This window comes from Streptomyces sp. NPDC058308, assembly GCF_042880275.1.
Classification (GTDB): domain Bacteria; phylum Actinomycetota; class Actinomycetes; order Streptomycetales; family Streptomycetaceae; genus Streptomyces.
Genome location: NZ_JBHVZA010000021.1, coordinates 15,566 through 30,851 on the forward strand (window position 1 = coordinate 15,566; position 15,286 = coordinate 30,851).

Genomic DNA, 15,286 nt, shown 5'->3' on the forward strand with positions numbered 1-15,286 from the left:
GTCCTCGGGGTCTGGTTTCAGATCCCAGAAAATAGGACACTAGTCCTTCAATGCAAGACGCGCGCGGGTTTCCTTCTATCGCACGGATCCCCGGGGCGGTGGTCGCCTCCGCCGGTGTCATGTTCGGACAGGAGTCGCATCAGCTGCTCCTCGTCGCGTTTGCCGAGGGTGTCGACGAGGGCCGCGTGCAGCCGGCAGCGGTCACGGATGTGCTCGTCCAGCGGGACGCCGGGACGGGGTTCGACACCGAGCGCGTGCTGCTCGACGAAGCCGAGCAGGTGGACGTACAGGGAACGCAGGAGGGTGTGGGGCGTGAGATCGGCGACCTGGGCGTGCAGGCGCCAGTTGGCGCGCACGAAGGCGTCGACGTCGGCACTGTCGACAGCGCTCTGCATGGGGACGAGCAGGCCGCGCAGGTGCTCGACGTCGGCCAGCGAGGCGTGCCACAACGCGTCCTGCCACAGCAGGGGTTCGAGGGCGTTGCGGATGCGCAGGGCTTCGGTGACGTCCGCCGCGGAGGCGTCGAGGGCGAGCAGTGCATGGGCGAGGCGGGTCACCGGGGCCTGCTCGGCGACGAAAAGCCCGCCTCCCGGCCCGGGCCGGGAGGTCACAACCCCGCGGGCCGACAGCAGGCGCAGGGTCTCGTTGAAGGTGCCCACGGAGATACCGCAGCGGGCCCGCAGTTCGTCCTTGGTGCCCAGCCGGGAGCCGGGCGCGGCCTCGGCGGCGAGCCGGGCGACCTGGTCAGCGGCGAGCTCGGCGCGGGAGCGCCCTGCCGCCGGGGCCCAGTCTGCGCGCCGCAGCGCCGGCGGGTCGGTGCGGTCGTCCGCCGCGTCCTTCGCGGTGGGCCTGCCGCGGTCCTCGCGTGCCGTCACTGCGCCTCCGGTTCCTCGTGACTCTCGGGGCTATTCATTGTGATGGATATGGTCGCACCTCTTGACGCCCTGCGAAACAGCCCTGCAACATCACCATAATCATCATGATGAATGGAGATCGCATGGTCCCCGTCCTTGGTGAGCAGGAGTTCCGGGATCTGATGGCAGGGGTCTGCGCCCCGGTCACGGTCGTCACCACCGCGGACAGCGGCGTTCCCTTCGGCACCACCGTCAGCGCGTTCGCATCCCTGTCGCTGCGCCCGCCGATGGTCACCGTCGCCCTCGACCGCGCCTCCGGAGTCCTCGCTCGCATCACCGACACGGCACGCTTCGGGGTCAACGTCCTGAGCCGCTCCCAGGACAGCTTGGCGCTCGGATTCGCCCGGCGCGGTACCGACCGTTTCGCCGGCGTGGACTGGCATCTGGACAGCGGTCTGCCGCGCCTGACGGCTGCGCCCGGGTGGCTGGTGTGCGAACTGGACCGGGCGGTCGACGGTGGCGACCATCTGCTCCTGATCGGCACCGTCACCCGGGCCCGCACCCTGCCGGGCGCGCCGCCCCTGATCTACGGACATCGCACCTTCGGCACGCACTCGGCCTATGCCGACCGCCCGCGCCGCGGCATCCGCGACCAGGTCGCCGCGTGCGCGCGCTGAGCGCTGCCGCCCCGCCCGTTTCCCTGCCCCCGACTTCAAAGAGATGAGCGCCTCACGATGACGTCCCACGAAGAACTTGTCGCCCGCGCCGGGGAGTTGCGGCCGCTGCTGCGCGAGCACGCGGCCACCACTGAGGCGGACCGCCGAGTGCCCGAGCCGGTCATCAAAGCCATCGCCGACGCGGGCCTGTTCAAGCTCGCCACACCCCGCCGCTACGGCGGCCACCAATCCTCGGTGCGCACCATGGTCGACGTGTCCGCGGCGCTGGCCGAGGGCGACGGGTCCACCGCCTGGGTGGTCACTCTGGTCAATGTGTGCAATTGGCTGACCAGCCTGTTTCCCGACAAGGCGCAGGACGACGTATTCGGCGCCGCGCCGGATGCGCGGGTCACTGGGGTGCTCAGTCCCACCTCTTCCACGGTCAGGGTGGACGGCGGCTGGCGAGTGACGGGCCGCTGGTACTACAACTCCGGTTCCTGGCATTCGGACTGGGCGGTCCTGGGCGTACCGCTCACCGACGACTCGGGCACCGTCGTCGACCAGGGACTGGTCCTCGCGCCGCGAGCGGACCTCGAACTGGAGGACACCTGGTTCGTGGCCGGCATGAGGGGAACGGCGAGCAACTGCCTGATCGCGGAGGACATCTTCGTCCCCGAGCACCGCGTCCTGTCCGTGCCGGCGGCGATCGAGGGCGACTATCCCGCGGACCACGCGGACGAGCCGCTCGCCCGCTCCGCCTTCGTGCCGGTCCTCGCACTGGTCCTGGCGGGTCCACAACTCGGCCTGGGCCGGGCCGCATTGGACTATGTGGTCGACAGGGTCGGCCGCAAACCCATCTCGTACTCGTTCTACGAGACGCAGGCCGAATCGGTGGCCGTACAGATGCAGATCGCCGAAGCCGCGCTGCGCCTCGACACCGCCACGCTCCATGTGCACCGCGCGGCGGCCGACATCGACGAGGCCGCACGGCAGGGCACCTATCCCGACTTCACCCGGCGGGCACGGGTGCGGGCCGACACCGGATGGGCCATCCTGAACGTCCTGGAGGCCATCAACACTCTGGTCACTGTGCACGGAGCCGGGTCGTTCGCCGAGGCCAATCCGCTGCAGCGGATATGGCGGGACGCCAACACCGCAGGACGTCACGCCATCGCGGCACCCACCCTGGCCTTCGAGGTCTACGGCAAGGCCCTCGTCGGCTCCGACGAACGGATCACCCCGCTCGTCTGACCAGCCGCCTGTCACACCCCGTCCAGCCTCCCTCTTCTCCACAGGAGCACTGTCTTGCGCACCGCCAATCTCCTGGGCCGCCTGGTCCTCGTCACCGAGGACGCGCTGGCCGTCGATGTCGCGGAGGCCAGCAATGGCCGCTTCGGCCCCGACCCGCAGTCCGTCTTCGAGCACTGGGCCGCCTTCCGATCCTGGGCCGCGGAGACGCCGTTGCCGCCGGGCCGCCCGTTCACCGCCGCGGACTTGCGTTCCCCGGCCCCCGCACCGCGCCAGATCTTCGCCGTCGGCCTCAACTACCGTGCGCATGCCGACGAATCCGGCTTCGGCACCCCCGACGGCCTGCCGCCCGTGTTCACCAAGTACGTCTCCAGCATCACGGGCCCGGTGACCGAGGTGACACTGCCCGAGGGCGGTCACACCGACTGGGAGGTCGAACTCGTCGCCGTCATCGGCGAACGGGCCCACCGCGTCGACGAGGCCGACGCCTGGCGGCACGTGGCCGGCCTCACCGCAGGCCAGGACCTGTCCGAGCGCATCACGCAACTCGCTGGCCCTGCACCGCAGTTCGGCGTCGGCAAGTCGTTCCCCGGATTCACCCCGATGGGACCGTACCTGGTCACTCCGGACACCTTCGTCGATGCCGGCGACCTGGAGTTGCGCTGCGCCGTCAACGGCGAGGAGGTCCAGAAGGGCCGTACCAGCGACCTCATCTGCTCCGTTCCGGCTCTGATCGCCCGACTGTCGGCGATCGTCCCGCTGCTGCCCGGTGACGTCGTCTTCACCGGCACACCCGACGGCGTCGGCATGGGCCGCAGCCCACAGCGCTGGCTGTCCGCCGGCGACGAACTCGTCAGCCACATCGAGGGCATCGGCGAGCTGCGCCAGACCTTCCGTTCCTGACCCGGCCGGCCCTCACACAGATTCCGGAGTCCCGCATGGCCCTGCACCGCCTCTCCTCGATCATCATGGGCGTCCCCGACCCGCCCCGGACCTCCGCGTACTACCGCGACTTCGGGCTCACGGCGCAGACCGACGGCTGATTCAGCACCCGTGACGGCGGCCGCCAGCTGCGCATCGTGCCCGCGCCCTCGCGCCGCCTGGTCGAAGTCACCGTCGGCGTCGACACCCCCGACGACCTCGGCGCGGCCGCCGCCCGGCTGACCCGGCTCGGCATCCACCGCCAGCGCACGCCCGACACCCTCACCGCACAGGAGAAGGTCACCGGCGTCCGCGCCGTGCTCCGCATCGAGCCGCGCCAGGCCCAGCCGTTGACACCTGCCACGCCCTATAACGGACCCGGCCGCACCGAACGCGCCGACCGCCGTGCCCCCGGCACCCTGCGCACCGGCCCCGTCCGGCCCCGCAAGCTCGGCCACGCCGTGCTCGGCACCACCGATTTCGCGGCCACCACCGCCTTCTTCCGCGACGGCCTCGGGTTCCAGGTCTCCGACCTGATGGGCGAGGTGGGCGCGTTCCTGCGCTGCTCCACCGACCACCACAACGTCCTGGTCCTCGCAGCGCCGGTGGCCTTCCTGCACCACACCTCCTGGCAGGTCGACGACGTGGACGACGTCGGCCGCGGCGCCATGGCCATGCTGGAGAACCACCCTGAGCGGCACGTGTGGGGCCTGGGCCGCCACCACGCCGGTTCCAACTTCTTCTGGTACCTCAAGGACCCGGCCGGCAACTTCAGCGAGTACTACTCCGACATGGACTGCATCCTCGACGACCAGCTGTGGAAGCCGGAGGTGTTCGACGGCGCAAGGGGGTTGTTCAGCTGGGGGCCGCCGCCCCCACCGTCCTTCATCCAGCCCGAAGACCTGGCCGGCCTCATGACCGGCTCCCACAGCAACTGACCCGGAGGACCATCATGATCGAAATCAAGAATCTCGACCCCGCATCCCCGTTCCTGGCCCAGCTGCAGGGGCCTGACGACGGCAGCCCGGTCACCCTCGTCAACACCTTCGTCGCCCCCGAAGGGCAGATCGACAAGGTCATCGACGTCTGGCGGCAGGACTCCCTCATCATGAAGGCCCGACCCGGCTTCGTCTCCGCCCAGCTGCACCGCGGACTCGGCGACAGCCGCGTCCTGACGAACGTCGCGGTATGGGAGTCGCTCACCGCGCTGCGCAACGCCTTCCAGTGCGAGGAGTTCCAGCAGACGATCCCGCTCTACCCCGACGGCTCCCTCTCGTACCCTGTCGTCGTGCGCAAGCACGCGGTCTCCGGAGTGTGCGTGGCATGAATGCCGACAGCACCGAACAGCAGAGCATCACCTTCACCGAACTGGACCCCGGCCAGAGCTTTGCCGACCAGGTCTCCGCCGCGTCCGGCCCCTGCACGCTCCTGGACATCCTCGTCGTGCCCCACGGCACCCAGGACACCGCGATCGAACAGTGGCGTCTGCACTCGCAGTACATGAAGACCCGGCCGGGATTCATCTCCGCCCAGATGCACCGCACCCCGTCGGACGACGGCCGGGTCCTGGTGAACTTCGCCGTGTGGGAGTCGGCCGCCGCTCTACTCGCCGCCGTCACCGACCCGGAGTTCGCGAAGATCGCGGGCGACTACCCCGACGGCACCGTGTGCACCCGCCAGCTGATCCGCCCCGAGACCGTGGCCGGGATCTGCGTGGCCTGACGCGGGTTTCACACGACAGCGGTACCTATAGAGGTAGAGATAAGGTGGGTGCGTGAACGAGCGCCCCACCGAAGAACTCCCCATCGATCTGGTCCGGCTCACGTGGACCCTTCACCGGGCGCTTCGCCAGCGCCAGACTCCCCCGTCCGGTGAAACCGCCCGCCCGCTCGCCCAGGTCGAGGTGCTGCGCCTGATCGACAGCCGGCCAGGCATCAGCGTGCGGGAGATCGCCGAGGCCCTGGGCATGCAGCCGAACAACGTCAGCACGCTCGTCACACACCTGCACCGAGACGGGTTCCTGGAGCGACGCCAGAACCCGCTGGACCGGCGCTTCGTGGAGTTGCACCCCACCGGGAAGATGATCGCCGCCAGCGGCGAGGTGAACCACAGCCTGCAGAAGGAGATCGGCTCGGCGTTGGCCGAGCTCTCACCGCAAGCGGTGGCACGCATCACCGCCGCCGTTCCCGATCTGTGGGATCTGGCAGCAGCCCTGGCTCCGCCCCGGTAACCGGCCGGGGGCGGGGGCGACGTCACGCCACCCTCGCCCTCGCCCTCGCCCTCGCCCTCGGCCGGATCAGAGGGACTGCTCGGCCACGCACAGATTGCGGGTCTCGCCGAGCCCCTCGATCACCGTCCGCAGAGTCTGGCCCGGCTTGAGATAGACCTTCGGCTCCCGGCCGTCACCGACACCGCCCGGGGTGCCGGTGCAGATGACGTCGCCCGGCAGCAGCGTGATGATGTCGCTCACGTAGGAGACGACGTCCGCGATCCCGAACAGCAGGTCCGAGGTGCGCGAGGACTGCATCACTTCCCCGTCGACCTCACAGCGGATCTCCAAGTCCGGTTCCCGACCGCCGAACTCGTCGGCCGTGACCAGCACAGGGCCGACCGGGGTGGTCGCCTCGAAGGTCTTCCCCGACAGGAACTCCCGCGTACGCCGCTGATAGTCGCGCACCGTCACGTCGTTGACCACCGTGTAACCGGCGACGTGATCCAGCGCCTTCTCCTTGGGAACGTGTCGGGCGGCACGGCCGATCACGAAGCCGAGCTCGGCCTCCCAGTCCACCCGGTCACTGACGCACGGCAGCGTGATCGGATCGTGGGCGCCGATGAGCGAACCGTCGTACTTGGCGAACAGCGTCGGGTACTGCGGGGTGTCGCGCCCCATCTCCTTGATGTGGCTGGCGTAGTTCAGGCCGAGGCACACGATCTTGTTGGGGTGGGGTACGAGCGTCGCGAACTCGGCCTCCTCGACCGGGATCCGCTGCCCGCCACCTTGCCCGGCCGCCTCGGCCCAACCCTCCCCCGACGCCAGCAGCTCACCCACGTCACGGGAGGGCAGCAGGGCGTAGAAGTCACCGTCGAGCCGGGCTGCGCGGGTTTCGTCCCCCACCCGGAGTGTGGCCAGTCGCATGGTGATGCACCTCTTCTTTCATTGACCGATACCGCGACCTGATCGTACGCTAGTCGCGAAATGCAGGATAGATGTCCTGTTAAACGAGACACTTGAGGGGGTTGGCGACATGGCCATCACCGGACTCGGCCACACGGGCCTGTGGGTGTACGACCTGCCGAAGATGCGGGACTTCTACGAGCGCGTCATGGGGCTGCCCGTCACCGACGAGGACGAGAAGCTGCAGATCGTCTTCTTCAGTGCCCGCCCGGACGAGGAGCATCATGAGTTCGTACTGCAGACCGGCCGCACCGCGGCGATCGGGGACAAGCAACAGCACCAGATCTCCTGGCGGGTGGAGTCGCTGGAGGATCTGCGCGTGTTCCACCGGCGCTTCGAGGCGGAAGGCGTGAAGGTCCAGCAGGAGGTCACCCATGGGAACGCCTTCGGGATCTACTTCTTCGACCCCGAAGGCAACCGCAACGAGGTGTATCTGCGCATCGAGCGCGATGTGCGCCAGCCCTTCCGCAAGTCCATCGACTTCGGCCTGAGCCCGGACGAGATCTACGCCGAGGCGGACCGCCTGCTGAACGACGACTCCGACGCCTACCAGCCCGTCCAGTAGCCGCCCCACACGATGATGGCCCGCACCTGCCCCTGGTAGGTTTCCTGCATGTCAGGAATCACTCCTCGTGAAGCAGGAAGCAGTCAGGGGTATCGCGGGCGTAACTCCACGGCCGACCGGGCCCTGGACATCCTGCTTATGTTCGACGACGACCAGCTGGTGCTGCCGGCCACCGAGGTCGCCAAGCATCTGGGTGTGGCTCGCTCCACCGCCTACCGCTACCTGCAGAGCCTCACCTCCAACGGGTTCCTGGAGGAGAGCGAGGGCTCCGGGTTCCGGCTCGGCCCGCGGGTTCTCGACCTCGCCCGCCTGGCCCGCAAGGGGGTGGGCCTGTCCGACCTGGCGCGGCCGGTCATGCGCGATCTCGTCGAGCGGACCGGGATGCCCGTCCTGCTCACCCGCAGGACGGGCGCGGCCGTGGTCTGCCTGGAGCGCGAAGAGGCCAGCACGGCACTTCGGCTCTCCTACGAGCGCGGACAGGTGCTGTCGGTCAACGCCGGGGCCGCCGCCCTGGCCCTGCTGGCCTGGGCGCCGGAAGCGGAACTCGACACCCTGCTGGCCACCCCCCTCCCCCGGTACACCGACGCGACGCACACCGAGCCCGGCGAGCTGCGAGCACACCTGGCAGTGATCCGCGAGCAGGGCTACGCCGTGGGGCGCGGAGAGCTGGACCCGGACGTGCTGGGCATCGGGGCCCCGGTCTTCGGCGAGAGCGGCACTGTCACCGCCGCCATCAGCCTCGCCGCACTGTCACACCGGGTACCCGACCGGGATGTACCCCGCTACGTCAAGGCAGTTCGGGAAGCCGCGGACGACCTGTCCGCCCAGGTGACGCGCATGACCGTGGCCTGAGGCTCTCCGAGTCCCCGCAGCCCGGAAGGAGGGGCCTCGACGCGCCGCCACCAACCTCGTGGTGACAACCAAGTCAGCCCCCGCAGGGACCCCGAGCGGACGGCCGTCGGAGAATCAAGCCTCACGACGGTCGCGCACGCCACAGCCGATCCAGAGCAGGTACCCATGCAACTATAGCTATAGTCGGATGGACATCTTGGGTATCTACGAAGATCGGTCAATACGGATGCATCCCTCGTCGCCACACCCGCAAAGGGTGAGCAGCGCGCTCCACCTCCTCCGCGGCCCGAAGGTCTGGCTCGTACCCTGTCTCCTGCTAACGGTCGCGCTCTGCGTGATCGCTGTCGTGTTCAACGGGAGCGTGGCCAACCCCAACGCGGATCTGCGCGACGCCCCCGTCGGGCTCGTCAACCTCGACCAGGGGGCCATGGCAGGCGAATCCACCCAGAATCTGGGCGACCAGGCTCTGACAGGCATCACGTCTCAGCCTCAACACCCGCGGCAGATCAAATGGGAAACCCTCTCGTCCCTCGACGAAGCAAAGACACGCATCGGGCGGAACGAACTGTTCGCTGCGGTTGTCCTGCCCAAGGACTACAGCGCCAAGATGCTCGGCCTGGCCGGACCTGAGCCGGCCAAACCGGCTGTGACCGTCCTGACCAACCATGGCGGCGGCTCCATGGCCGCGTCCATCGGCCAGAACGCCGGTCAGAAGGCGGCGATCGGCGCCTCCAAAGCTGTCGGCCAGTTCATCCTGCAGCAGACCCAAAAGGCCGGGCAGCCCGTCCCGCACGCCAACCGGGCCCTCCTGCTCGATCCGGTCACCGTGGTCGAGCAACCCGGCTCCCCCCTCGGCGAGCGCACCGGCATGGGGATGACCGCCTTCTTCTACGCCCTGCTCCTCATGATGGCCGGCTTCCTCGGCGCCAACCTGATCAATGCGATGACAGACGCCGAACTCGGCTTCAGCGCATCGGAGTTCGGCCCCAAGCGGCACACTGCCCTTCCGCAGCCCATCAACCGAAGCCAAACGCTGCTCGCCAAGTCGCTCATCATGGCAGCGACCGCGGCCGTGGTCTCAGCCGGCGTACTGGCCGTCTCCACATTCGCACTCGACCTGGATCTTCCGCATTCGGCTCAGCTGTGGCTGTTCGGGACCGCGGCCATCTCCGCGGTCGGCATCGGAACGCTCTGTGTCCTCGCCGTCCTCGGAGCGCCGGGCATCGTGGTGGCCATGCTCGTCTTCGTCGCGGCGGCCATCCCCACCTCGGGCGGCGCGATCCCGCTCCACGCGATGCCCCCCTTCTGGAAGTTCCTCGCTTCGTTCGAGCCACAGCGCGCCTTGTGCGACGGAGTACGGGCCATCATGTACTTCGACGCGCAGTCCTCGGCCGGACTGGGACGCGCCTGGACCGTCCTCGGCGTGGGCTTGGCCATCACGGTGCTCATCGGATTCTTGGTGACCTGGTTCTACGGCCACAAGGGACTGCACCGGATCCACCCACATGCCCTCGAGCGCCTGCGTGCCTTCCTGCACCACGACGACAAGGAGACCCCCACAGGCATCGACGCCGCCGGTCAGCACCCTGCCCCGGCCAGCACGTCCACGCCAGGCCCCGCATAATGCCGGGGATCAACTGACCACCGTCCTCGTGGTTCGGCACGGAGGCGGAACCCAGGCCCGCGTCCACCCGGCTCGATCTGGCAGGGGGCGCGGCAGCCGCCGGGCACCGTGGGGACGGGGAAACACCGGCGACGCTCCGGTGCCCGGCCGGAAAGCGGCGCGGCCGTGCAGGGGCATGCACGGCCGCGCTCGCGTCCCCGGTGCTCGTGATCGACGAGGCAGAGCCTGACTACCTGGTGCCCTGACCGCACAGGCTCACCGGAGGCAATTGCGAGCGCGCTCGACGAGGTTCTGTTCGGGCTTGAGGAAGGTGTGAACCGTGAACGTGCAGTGACTTCGGAGCGCCATCGGCGCGGCAGGGTCCCGAGCGAATCGATCCGGCCCCCGTGGATCGGCCCAGTGCCGTACTCGCTCGCCAGGAAGCGAACGCCCAGCAGGGTCTCCATTCCTGCCTCGACGAGACCCTGCACATCGGCCTCGGCTCCGGCCCGACGCGGCATGACCTCGGTCATGCCAGCTCCTGCCCGAGATCGGGGCCGCTCGTCAAAGTGAAGCGGACTGCGTTTGAGTTCTGGACCCCCACTACCGATCACACTGCGTACCTCGACGCAACATCGGGCGAACCGCCCGCCGCCGTGTCAAGGCCACGTCAGGCGCGGCGTCCTATGGAGGACGGCGACCCGACGTGCCGCGTCCGGCCGCCGGCTGCGCCGGACCACGACACCGTGCCGCTCCCCTACATCCCGACACCCCGCTCACCAGCGTCCACCCCGAGCCCAAGGCATACGGTGCCGGGGGCGCCGCCGATCGCTTACCGGGGCAAGTGCGGGGCTGGGGTACGACCATGCGGGGCACCCGCTCGCTTCTATCCCGCCGGATGGCTCTGCGACGACCACCGGCCGTTGCCCACAGCACGGACTACCCGCAGGACTGCCCTACCTGCTCCCAATCGCTCCCACGACTTCCCACTATGCAACTGGCCCCTAGTGCTGATGCCGTGGCCACCAAGATCCGGACCATTTCCGGACCAGCCCCCGCGCGAAAGGCTTGCAAAGCACCGTTTTCCCTGGTCAGTCGGGGTACAGCTGCTGTACCACCAGCAGACGAAGAACCTGTTGGCCTCAGTGAGCTTTTTCCAACCTCAGGTTGAGGCGTGACGAAGGGCGGGGATGGTCTTCACGATGGCGGTGACCCGGTTGGTGCTACAGCGGAGTTTCCGCGGGAGGCACCAGCCCTTCAGGGCGGCCATGGCTTGCTCGCCGAGGCAGCGGATCCTGGCGTGGGTGCTGTGGTGCCGACGTTGCCGCAGCTTGAGACGCCGGCCGCGGAAGGGCGCCCGGATGGTGCCGCTGGCGCCTTGATACGCCTTGTCCGCCCAGTACTTCACCTCCGCGTCACGGGGGCGTAGCCACCGGCAGCACCCATGGCGTGACGAGCGCCCGGAACGGTGGGCGAGGCCGACAGCAGCCGACCTGCCGCATCGGCGATGGCCTACCGCGCCGAGCCGGGCTCGTCGGACATGGCGGCGCCGACCCGGCTGAGAGCTACCGCGGAGCTGCAGCACCGACCGGTGACGACCGGTTGGTGCGGATCCGGTCTACCGGTTCGCGGCTTCGCGAGAGGCGATCCGGTTCGTGCGACCGACCGCGCGGCCCACCGCGTTGCGCACCTCGAGGCCCGGCCGGGTGCGGGGCACCATGAGCCTGGAGAGCAGACCGACGCGTCGCTGCCGCGGGCCTACCTCACGGCGGAGCCGCGACTCGTAGGCGGCGAAGGCGCGGGCGTGATCACCGGGATGGGCGGCGAGCTCTTCTGCGAGGGCGTACGCGCCCGCCATCGCCATGCTGGACCCGTCACCCAGCAGGGCCGTCGCCGCCGCCGCGTCCCCGAGCAGTACGACCCGTCCGCGGGACCACGAGGGCATCCGGAGGGTGGTCAGGGGGTCGAAGAACGGAGCCGGGTGGTCGAGGTACGCCGCCACGAGTTCTGGTGCCCGCCACGGCACGTCGGCGTAGGCGTCGGCCACGGTCTGCTTGTGAAGGGCGATGTTCTTGCGGTCGTGGGGCGCCGGCTGTGCGGCCCGGAAGGTGAAGATCGCAAGCGGGGTGGTCCGTGAGGGGTGGAGGACCAGCATCCGGTTCGGCACGGTCAGCATCGTCATCTCGGTCGGGTCCTCGATGGCGTCGGGTTCCAGCGGGACGGTCGCGCCGTACAGGCCCAGGTCGCTCGCGAACTGCCGCTCGGGCCCGAATGCCAGGCGCCGTACGGTGGAGTGCATCCCGTCGGCACCGACTACCAAGTCGAAGCGCCGTGGCGCGGACCGCCGGAAGGTGACGTCCACCCCGCCTTCATCCTGGTCGAGAGCGGTGACCGTGTCGTCGAACAAGAACTCGACCTCGGCCTGCGCCGACCGGTGGAGCACCTCGGACAGGTCGGCTCGGGTCACCTCGACCGTCGGCGCCTTGTCCGAGGTGAGCGGGAGTTGCAGGATTCGCCTGCCGCCGGGGTCGAGCAGGGTCAGCGACCGATTGCGGGTGGCGAGCTCGCGGAGCTGCGGGAGGATGCCCATGCGCTCGGCGACCGGGATCGCGGGCCCCTTCACGACGATCGCGCTACCACCGGAGCGCAGCTGCCGGGCGTGTTCGACGACCGTCGGCCGGTATCCATTCCGGGAGAGCCAGTACGCGAGTGCGGGCCCTGCGATTCCGGCACCGACTATCAGCACCTCGGGCTTCTTCATGACGATGACCTCTCGGAGTGTCGATGACCAGGTCCCCGGCGAGTGCCGGGCCGGTTCTCAGGGCGCGGCGGCACGGGGCAGCGCAACCGGAACTGAGGTACGAAAAATTTCGTACCTCAGTGGAGCACATGCTTCAGGTACGATTCAAGTCGTACCTGAAGGAGGTGCCGCGTGACCGGGAAGAACCTGGACGGCCCGGAGGCCGATGCACTCGATCTGGGTACGGTGTTTCGTGCCCTCGCCGACGAGCACCGTCGTTCGGTGATGACGGAGTTGGCCACCGACCGCAGCGACAGCGAGCGGGGTTGCAACTCGTTCGATCTTCCGATCTCGAAGCAGACCCAGACTCACCACTTCCGGGTCCTGCGCGAGGCAGGCCTCATCGACGAGATCGACTACGGCAACCGCAAGGGCATCCGACTACGACGAGCGGACATCGAGAAGAGATTCCCTGGGCTGCTCGCGCTCCTGGGGACAGAGCCCCCGGCCGGTACCGCTCCTCGCTGAGCACACCGGAGGGGAGTCCGAGCCGGCCCTGAGCCGCGAGCCCGACCGGATCCAGCTCGCGCCCGGCCCGCAGGTAACGACGCGGGCACGAATGGGATCGGTGCCGCTTCGACTACCGTCCCGCGCTTGTGATCGGCGCCGAGCACTTCGGCGCGCGCTCCCTCACGCCAACACCCACTGAGGTTTCCTCAAGCTGCGTGCGGAGCGGAGCCACTGGGGTGAGGGCGGGGGTCCGGTAGTAGAGAAGCTCCTGGTAGACGGGCATGTCGAGTCCAACCGTCTTGCCAGGAGCTTCCGCGGGGCCATGGCCACCCTCAAAACCTGGCGGCTCATGCGCAAACTGCGATGCTCTACCAGCCGTATCACCAGCCTCGTCCAGGCCGTCCTCACCCTGCACCTGACATGCTCAAACTGAGGTTGGAAAAGGCTCCCTACGGACCGGTCCGATGACCACCAAGCAGCAATTCAGGCGTTGATGCAACGCCAAGCAGCTTTGGAGAAGCCGGTGTACGACTTCATACGCCGCGCGACAGGCGTCTACCCATACATCGATGAGGGCCGGCCCCCGAGTTCGCCATGGGCCTACCGGTATACATCGGCCAATGCCCCTACGGCGTGGTGTGCCCCGTCGCCAGCAGAATCCCCGGCTCGAGGGCGCATCTTGCCCCCTTTGGTGATCTTCGTGGCCTCACGCAGGGAGAAGGACCGCATCGCCGCACAGACACGACCCGACCAGCGCATCGTCATCCTGGAAAGCCCGGAATCCGGCGACAGCTCGTAGAGAACCACCAGGAAGACCCCTGACAGCGGCGCACGCAGCACATCCATCCGAATAGAGGTCCTCCCGTAGCCCGGGGAGTGGCCGCGAATCCGGCGGGCATTGTGCCTGGGGCAGCACGCCCGACAACCACGGGAGAACCTCATGCAAGGCGGCCTCAACGAGCGCCAGCTGGCCGTCCTCGAATGGGTGGGCCTGCAGTGTCCCGACGGAGTCTGGTCAGACAGTACATACAAGGTGAGCGCCCAGGCCCTGCAAAGCCGTGAACTGGTCAAAGTCACCAAACGCCGTGGACATTGGAACGCCCAACTCACCGACAAAGGGCGGGCATATCTGGCCTCCGTCGACACCAGCCCCGGGGAGCGCAACGGCGAAGTACCTGCAGCGTCCAGCGAAACACTGCCGTCACTACACGTCCGAACTGCGCCGAGGGCCCGCACGAACTACACCGACCAGCTCCTCGAAGAGCTGACAGCCAACAACAACTACCTCGTCAAGGCAGTCGAATCCGGCCCGCACGCGGTGAATTGGGCATCGCGGGTCGGTGCCGCACGCAAGTCCGGGAAGGTCCCCCACACCCAGGAGCTCCGCGGAAAGCAGACCCACCGCGGCTACGAAATCAAACTCGTTGATATCCCCGCCTGGCGTCTCGTCGAACTCACCCCGCTCATCGTGCCGACCAGACTCACCCGGCCCCATACCGTGGTGGCCGCCCTGCAACAGCAACCCCACCGGATGGGATTGCCGAAATCCATCTACGGCCGAGCCCTGCGCATCATCCAGACCCTTGTTACCGCCACCGAATCACAAGGCCATACCCCAGCACTCGGCCCCACTCAAGACGCTCCCCCACCCCGCCACCGCCGGCAGGCCGAACCGCACTTCACCATCACCGCCCACGGCGAATCCATCGACTTCCTCGTCCTCCAGGAACAAGACCACAGCAAACACATCCCCACCGACAAAGAACGCGCCGACGCCAAGAAGCACACATGGATACGCACCCCCGCTTCGACTACACCCCCGCCGACCGGCTGCGTTTCATCCTCCGTGGCGGCACCGCGCACCGCGGCAGCGAATGGGCCGACCTCCCTGACCGACCCCTGGAAGACCAAATCGCCGAAATCGCCCAAGAAGTCAACCTCCGCGGCGAAGCCGCCAAACGCAACCGTCACGCAGACGAACAAGCCCAAGAGGCGGCCCAGCAGAATTGGGAAAGCGCCGCGCGCCAAGCCCACGCCGCATACACCCACGCCTATCGCATCGAGCATCTCGAAGAACAGGCAGACACCTGGCGCCAGGCCAAGCGCCTGACCGAATACGTCACGGCCGTACGCAACCACACCACATCACTGCCGCCCGGCCA

General features: G+C 68.4%; 15 protein-coding genes and 3 pseudogenes. 13 read left to right on the forward strand and 5 right to left on the reverse strand.

Features of this window, described 5'->3' with window-relative positions:
- Window positions 1–47: 47 nt before the first annotated feature.
- Entirely contained in the window at window positions 48–875 is an 828-nt protein-coding gene (locus ACFVYL_RS26065; protein WP_389719912.1) for a FadR/GntR family transcriptional regulator, read from the reverse strand.
- A 104-nt stretch (window positions 876–979) separates the two neighbouring features.
- On the opposite strand from ACFVYL_RS26065, the gene ACFVYL_RS26070 reads away from it, so the two are divergent.
- The 7 genes and pseudogenes from ACFVYL_RS26070 (at window position 980) to ACFVYL_RS26100 (ending at window position 5,909) form a co-directional block, all read left to right on the forward strand.
- Window positions 980–1,531 carry a flavin reductase family protein gene (locus ACFVYL_RS26070; protein ID WP_389719913.1) on the forward strand — a complete coding sequence of 184 codons (552 nt, stop codon included), beginning with the start codon at window positions 980–982 and terminating at the stop codon, window positions 1,529–1,531.
- 57 nt (window positions 1,532–1,588) lie between these two features.
- Window positions 1,589–2,761 carry an acyl-CoA dehydrogenase family protein gene (locus tag ACFVYL_RS26075; RefSeq protein WP_389719915.1) on the forward strand — a complete coding sequence of 391 codons (1,173 nt, stop codon included), beginning with the start codon at window positions 1,589–1,591 and terminating at the stop codon, window positions 2,759–2,761.
- A gap of 54 nt (window positions 2,762–2,815) precedes the next feature.
- A complete protein-coding gene (locus tag ACFVYL_RS26080) occupies window positions 2,816–3,661 on the forward strand; it encodes a fumarylacetoacetate hydrolase family protein (protein WP_389719916.1) in 846 nt (281 codons plus the stop codon).
- Window positions 3,662–3,696: 35 nt separating this feature from the next.
- Window positions 3,697–4,617: pseudogene (locus ACFVYL_RS26085) on the forward strand (VOC family protein).
- Between the two features lie 14 nt (window positions 4,618–4,631).
- Entirely contained in the window at window positions 4,632–5,006 is a 375-nt protein-coding gene (locus tag ACFVYL_RS26090; protein ID WP_389719917.1) for an antibiotic biosynthesis monooxygenase family protein, read from the forward strand.
- Window positions 5,003–5,401 carry an antibiotic biosynthesis monooxygenase family protein gene (locus ACFVYL_RS26095; RefSeq protein ID WP_389719919.1) on the forward strand — a complete coding sequence of 133 codons (399 nt, stop codon included), beginning with the start codon at window positions 5,003–5,005 and terminating at the stop codon, window positions 5,399–5,401. The genes ACFVYL_RS26090 and ACFVYL_RS26095 overlap by 4 nt, the downstream gene beginning before the upstream one ends.
- A gap of 52 nt (window positions 5,402–5,453) precedes the next feature.
- A complete protein-coding gene (locus tag ACFVYL_RS26100; RefSeq protein WP_389719921.1) occupies window positions 5,454–5,909 on the forward strand; it encodes a MarR family winged helix-turn-helix transcriptional regulator in 456 nt (151 codons plus the stop codon).
- 66 nt (window positions 5,910–5,975) lie between these two features.
- Here the strand turns inward: ACFVYL_RS26100 and ACFVYL_RS26105 are convergent, their stop codons facing one another.
- Complete coding sequence (locus ACFVYL_RS26105) at window positions 5,976–6,815, reverse strand: fumarylacetoacetate hydrolase family protein (RefSeq protein WP_389719922.1); 840 nt, start codon at window positions 6,813–6,815, stop codon at window positions 5,976–5,978.
- Between the two features lie 109 nt (window positions 6,816–6,924).
- On the opposite strand from ACFVYL_RS26105, the gene ACFVYL_RS26110 reads away from it, so the two are divergent.
- From ACFVYL_RS26110 to ACFVYL_RS26120, 3 genes are all read left to right on the forward strand, one after another.
- A complete protein-coding gene (locus ACFVYL_RS26110) occupies window positions 6,925–7,419 on the forward strand; it encodes a VOC family protein (RefSeq protein ID WP_389719923.1) in 495 nt (164 codons plus the stop codon).
- A gap of 48 nt (window positions 7,420–7,467) precedes the next feature.
- Window positions 7,468–8,271 carry an IclR family transcriptional regulator gene (locus ACFVYL_RS26115; RefSeq protein ID WP_389719924.1) on the forward strand — a complete coding sequence of 268 codons (804 nt, stop codon included), beginning with the start codon at window positions 7,468–7,470 and terminating at the stop codon, window positions 8,269–8,271.
- Between the two features lie 226 nt (window positions 8,272–8,497).
- Window positions 8,498–9,895 (forward strand): DUF3533 domain-containing protein, encoded by a 1,398-nt coding sequence (locus ACFVYL_RS26120; RefSeq protein ID WP_389720098.1) that lies wholly within the window; start codon window positions 8,498–8,500, stop codon window positions 9,893–9,895.
- Between the two features lie 362 nt (window positions 9,896–10,257).
- Here the strand turns inward: ACFVYL_RS26120 and ACFVYL_RS26125 are convergent.
- The 3 genes and pseudogenes from ACFVYL_RS26125 to ACFVYL_RS26135 form a co-directional block, all read right to left on the reverse strand.
- A pseudogene (locus ACFVYL_RS26125) lies at window positions 10,258–10,407 on the reverse strand (transporter); the annotation flags it as partial.
- A 629-nt stretch (window positions 10,408–11,036) separates the two neighbouring features.
- The gene (locus tag ACFVYL_RS26130; RefSeq protein ID WP_389719925.1) at window positions 11,037–11,459 is read right to left on the reverse strand and encodes a transposase family protein; all 423 of its coding nucleotides are present in this window, start codon (window positions 11,457–11,459) and stop codon (window positions 11,037–11,039) included.
- Window positions 11,460–11,492: 33 nt separating this feature from the next.
- Window positions 11,493–12,635 (reverse strand): FAD-dependent monooxygenase, encoded by a 1,143-nt coding sequence (locus ACFVYL_RS26135; RefSeq protein WP_389719927.1) that lies wholly within the window; start codon window positions 12,633–12,635, stop codon window positions 11,493–11,495.
- A gap of 171 nt (window positions 12,636–12,806) precedes the next feature.
- Here ACFVYL_RS26135 and ACFVYL_RS26140 point away from each other — a divergent pair, with 171 nt between their 5' ends.
- The 3 genes and pseudogenes from ACFVYL_RS26140 to ACFVYL_RS26150 all read left to right on the forward strand — a co-directional run bounded on the left by ACFVYL_RS26140 (window position 12,807) and on the right by ACFVYL_RS26150 (window position 15,234).
- A complete protein-coding gene (locus ACFVYL_RS26140; RefSeq protein WP_389719929.1) occupies window positions 12,807–13,142 on the forward strand; it encodes an ArsR/SmtB family transcription factor in 336 nt (111 codons plus the stop codon).
- A 301-nt stretch (window positions 13,143–13,443) separates the two neighbouring features.
- A pseudogene (locus tag ACFVYL_RS26145) lies at window positions 13,444–13,557 on the forward strand (IS5/IS1182 family transposase); the annotation flags it as partial.
- Window positions 13,558–14,064: 507 nt separating this feature from the next.
- Complete coding sequence (locus tag ACFVYL_RS26150) at window positions 14,065–15,234, forward strand: hypothetical protein (protein ID WP_389719930.1); 1,170 nt, start codon at window positions 14,065–14,067, stop codon at window positions 15,232–15,234.
- Window positions 15,235–15,286 lie beyond the last annotated feature (52 nt).